The sequence below is a fragment of the Stieleria sp. genome (assembly GCF_041595215.1).
Lineage (GTDB): Bacteria > Planctomycetota > Planctomycetia > Pirellulales > Pirellulaceae > Stieleria > Stieleria magnilauensis.
This window is the reverse complement of the sequence record NZ_JBFHKV010000765.1, coordinates 1-4,365: the sequence shown is the minus strand read 5'-3', so window position 1 is coordinate 4,365 and position 4,365 is coordinate 1. Positions and strand designations below refer to the sequence as shown.

Sequence of the window (4,365 nt, the reverse complement as noted above, 5' to 3'; positions counted from 1 at the left end):
TGCTGTCACCCGGCGATTGATCCCAAAGTGCAAGTGCCGCTGACCCTACGGGAAGTGTGCGGCATGACGACGGAAGAAATTGCACGCGCGTTCCTGGTGCCTCCACCGACGATGGCTCGGCGCATCGTTCGCGGGAAAGCGAAAATTCGCGATGCCGGAATCCCTTATGTGGTCCCCTCCCTTTCGGACATCCCCCAACGCTTGGATTCCGTCCTGTCGGTGATCTACCTGGTGTTCAACGAAGGCTATTCCGCATCCAGCGGAGAAAGCCTGACCCGGGCCGACCTTTGCGACGAAGCGATTCGTCTGGCTCGATTGCTGTTGGAATTGCTGCCTGATCCGGAAGTGATGGGATTGTTGGCGCTGATGCTGCTTCACGAATCGCGTCGGGCCGCGCGATTGAGCGTCCGGGGGGACATCATCGTGCTCGAAGATCAGGATCGTCGCCTCTGGGATCGAGAGCTGATCGACGAAGGGGTCCGTCTGGTCGAACGATCCTTGCGATCGAAGCGATTCGGCGCGTACACGATCCAAGCCGCGATCCAAGCCGCGATCTCCGCCGTCCACTCCGAAGCCGCGACGGCCGCTACGACCGACTGGGCGCAGATCGTCGCCTTGTACGACGTCTTGATGCGAGCCGATCCATCGCCCGTGGTGGAACTCAATCGTGCCGTGGCGATCGCGATGCGCGACGACGTGGCGACCGGCCTGGCGATCATCGATGACATTTTAGAACGCGGAGACTTGCAAGCGTATTATCTGGCCCATTCCGCCCGCGGTGAGTTTCTGCGGCGACTGGGCGAACAACGGGAGGCGAGATGCGCCTTTGAGCAAGCGTTGGCACTGACAACGCACGATTCCGAACGACGATTCCTACGTGCAAAGCTGGACTCGCTCGGATAAGCAACGAGCGGTCAATGTCGCTCTAGACTCGCGAAGCAGCCATCACCAAACGCCGGCACGGCGGAAGTGGCAAAACGATGAAGTGGCAAAACGATGAAGTGGCAGAATGATGAGGAAGGCACCCGGGACTCCGCAGATCGCGTTCCAACCTGCCACGCGGTCCAGTCTCCTTGTCTCCTTGTCTCCTTGCCTCCTTGCCTCCCCCTCTCCCCAACTGATTGATCAGAGAGCCGAAGCTTCCAGCTCCGCTTCGTCCGACTCGACTTCTTCCCGTTCGCTTTCGCTTTTGTCGAGCATCTCTGCGAGCGAGTCGTCGTCGGAATCGTCGTCGTCATCCAGCTCGTCGAGCACCAGCAGCGGATCGACGAAGCTCCATGCCGGCAGGTGCGCTAGTAAGCTGGTCGCCAACAGACCGCCGCGGACCGTCCACATGACGTAACCGACCGAAAGCGCACTTGAGACGCCGGCGAAGGAACCGGCAAAGATGTAGGGTGTGTTAAAGCCGTCATTGATTTCGCCTTGCATGTCTTCCATGTCGCTCCACAGCAGTTTGCTGTCGAACCGCCCAATCCCAAGCACCGAGCCGGTCGAACGGATCGAGTCCGAACGACGCAATCGACCTGAGTTGTCATTTTGCGTCGGAGACGAACTACGGCTTTCGTCATTTCGCTGCTCGGATTCAGCCTGCTCCGCCAGTCGCTGCGGCACCACGCTGATCGTCAGAATTTCTTCGGCGTTGGTTTGGACCACGCCTCGCCCCAGGTCGACCGACGGCGTGTCAGCTTCGGGAACACTCGCGGTCACTGGGGTATACGTTTCATTCTCCGGCTCTGTTTCTTCGTCGCTTTCTTCTTCGGCCGGTGGGTCTTCGGGGACTTTCTCGGGCTCCGGTTCGGCGCTCGCACTGGCGATGTCGGCCGGACTGATCGGCAGCAACACTTGGATCACCACCGTCGCAGGCGCGCTTGTCGCAGAGCCATCGGTGACGGCATAAGAAAAGGTGACGAATCCGGAGAACGAGGCAACCGGAGTGAATTGAAAGGATCCATCCGCCCCCAACGTCAACGTTCCAGACGAAGGCCCGCTGACGGGAACGACGCTGATCGCGTTGCCATCGACGTCAAAATCGTTGGCCAACAATCCGCCTGCCCCGACGATCAACTTGCTGTCCGGGTTCATTGCGAACTGGTCTTTTACCGCAACCGGCGCGTCATTGACGGCCAGGACGTTGATATTGACCGTCTCGGTGGTCGAATCGATCAAATCGCTCGCGTTGAGTGAAAGCGTGTCGACGCCGTTGACATTCGGGTTGCCCAGGTACATCAGCCCATTGGCGGCGGCCAGCGTTGCGTTCAATTGAGCGAGCGTCGCGGTGACGGTCACCGATGCGCTGCCGTTGCCGACGATGCCCGATGCGGTCAGGCCACCGGCGACCGTAGCGTTCAGGGTCAAGGTCCCACGAGCGACATTCATTGAGAATTGCATCATCCCTGTGCCGATGTCGGAATCGCTGACGCTGATCCCGTTGATCGACCAGGGTGTGTCTTCTGACGGCGTCTGCGTTCCCGGCGCATTGATCGTCGGGGCTGAATTGATCGAGGTGACGTTGATCGTCGCGGTGGCCAAGTTGCTGGCGGAAATCCCATCGTTGGCGACGATGTCGATGACGCGTGCCGTCGTGTTGGGTGCCACCGATGTATTGAGGTAGCGAATCGATCGTAGCACCTGTTGATAATTGGCGACCGAATCGGTTCCCAACAGCGTCAGGGTTCCACCGGCGTAGGTGGCGGTGATGCTGGTCCCCGAAGTGTCGGCGGATAAGGATTCACTGCTCCCGTCCAACGGGTTGGTCAGGGTCACCGTCAACGAAGTCAAACTCGCCGAATCGACGTCGTTGAGGTTGGCGTCGGAGAAATCACTGATTCGCACGGCACCGCCGCCTTCGACGAAGGTTGTCTGGAATCCGGTGCCGCCCGTGCCGCTTGAATCGTCGGCGTCCAGGTCCAACGTGGGGGCGTTGTTGGTCGTCGTGATCGACACGCTGGCCGTCGCGATGTTACTGTTGGCCGCGCCGTCATTGGCGACAAACTGAATCACCCGCGTCGTCGGGTTGGGGACCAGTGAGATGTTGTCATACCGCACCGTCCGCAACACCTGTTCATAGTTCGCAACCGAATCGACTCCCGACAACGTCAGCGTTCCGGCAAGATACGTCGCGGAGATCGAGGTCCCGCTCGTGTCGGCACTCAGCGATTCGGCGATGCCACCGAGCAAGTTGGTGATCGTGATGGTCAGCGACGAGAGGTTGCCGCTGTCCAAGTCGCTCAGGTTTGCATCCAGGGAGTCAGCAATCAGCACGGCGCCGCCGCCTTCGATGAACGTCACGTTATAGTCGGCCCCGGTCGATCCGCTTGAATCGTTGGCATCCAGATCCAGGACAGGGGCGGTGTTGGTTGCACTGACGCCCACAATTGCACTCCCCCTATTGCTGTTGGCGGATCCATCGTTGGCAACAAAGTGGATGACGCGCGTGGATGGGTGGGGCGCTGCGGATAAATTGTTGTACCGAATGGTACGAAGGACTTGTTGGTAATTGGCAACGCTGTCGGAACCCGAAAGCGACAGGACACCTCCCGAGTAGCTGGCCCCGATGCTGGTTCCCGTCGTGTCGGCGGTCAAAGTCTCAGCAGCCCCATCATGAGGGTTGATGATCGTGACCACGAGGGAGGTCAGATTGGTGGAGTCGACGTCCGTCAGGACAGCGTCGGCCGCGTCGGCGATCAGGATAGCTCCACCACCCTCGACGAAGGTGGTCCCATAGTCCGCCCCGCTTTCGCCGCTGGAATCATTCGCGTCCAGGTCTAGCGCCGGGGCGTTGTTGGTCGCCGCAACGGTCACGCTGGAGACGATTCCGGTATTGGCCGATCCGTCGCCGACCGTAATGCTCAGCACGCGAGTCGTCGTGTTGGGAGTTTGGGACAGGTTCTCGTAGCGAATCGTTCGCAAGACCTGCTGGTAGTTGGCGACCGAGTCGGAGTTGGTCAGTGACAACACGCCGGCGGCGTAACTGCCGATGATGCTGGTTCCGGTGGTGTCAAAGGTCAACACCTCGTTGGCACCGTCTTGGATGTTGGTGATCGTGACGGTCAACGACGTCAGATTGGCATTGTCGACATCATCGATGACGGCATCAGCCAAGTCGGCGATCCGCACCGCCCCAGCCCCTTCGACGAACGCGGCGTTGTAGCCCGAACCGACGGCCCCGCTCGAATCGTCGGCATCCAAATCGATGTCGGGGGCATCGTTCTGGGCTGTGACGTTCAGCTGAATCAGTCCATCGGTAGGCCCGGCTGCGACGGAATCTTCGATGTGAACGGTGATCTGCGAGTTGACGTCGTTGTCGTCGGCTGGGGTAAAGGCCACGGCGGCCAGGGCGGCGTTGACGTCGGCGACCGTTCCGCT

2 protein-coding genes are annotated in these 4,365 nt (G+C 60.1%); one reads left to right on the top strand and one right to left on the bottom strand.

The annotated features are described in order from the left end of the window. A partial coding sequence (locus ABX749_RS23835) for an RNA polymerase sigma factor (RefSeq protein ID WP_372898198.1) occupies window positions 1-903 on the top strand: 903 nt, incomplete at its 5' end. A 222-nt stretch (window positions 904-1,125) separates the two neighbouring features. Here ABX749_RS23835 and ABX749_RS23830 read toward each other — a convergent pair. Then, on the bottom strand, window positions 1,126-4,365 hold a 3,240-nt coding region (locus ABX749_RS23830; protein WP_372898197.1), incomplete at its 5' end, for a beta strand repeat-containing protein.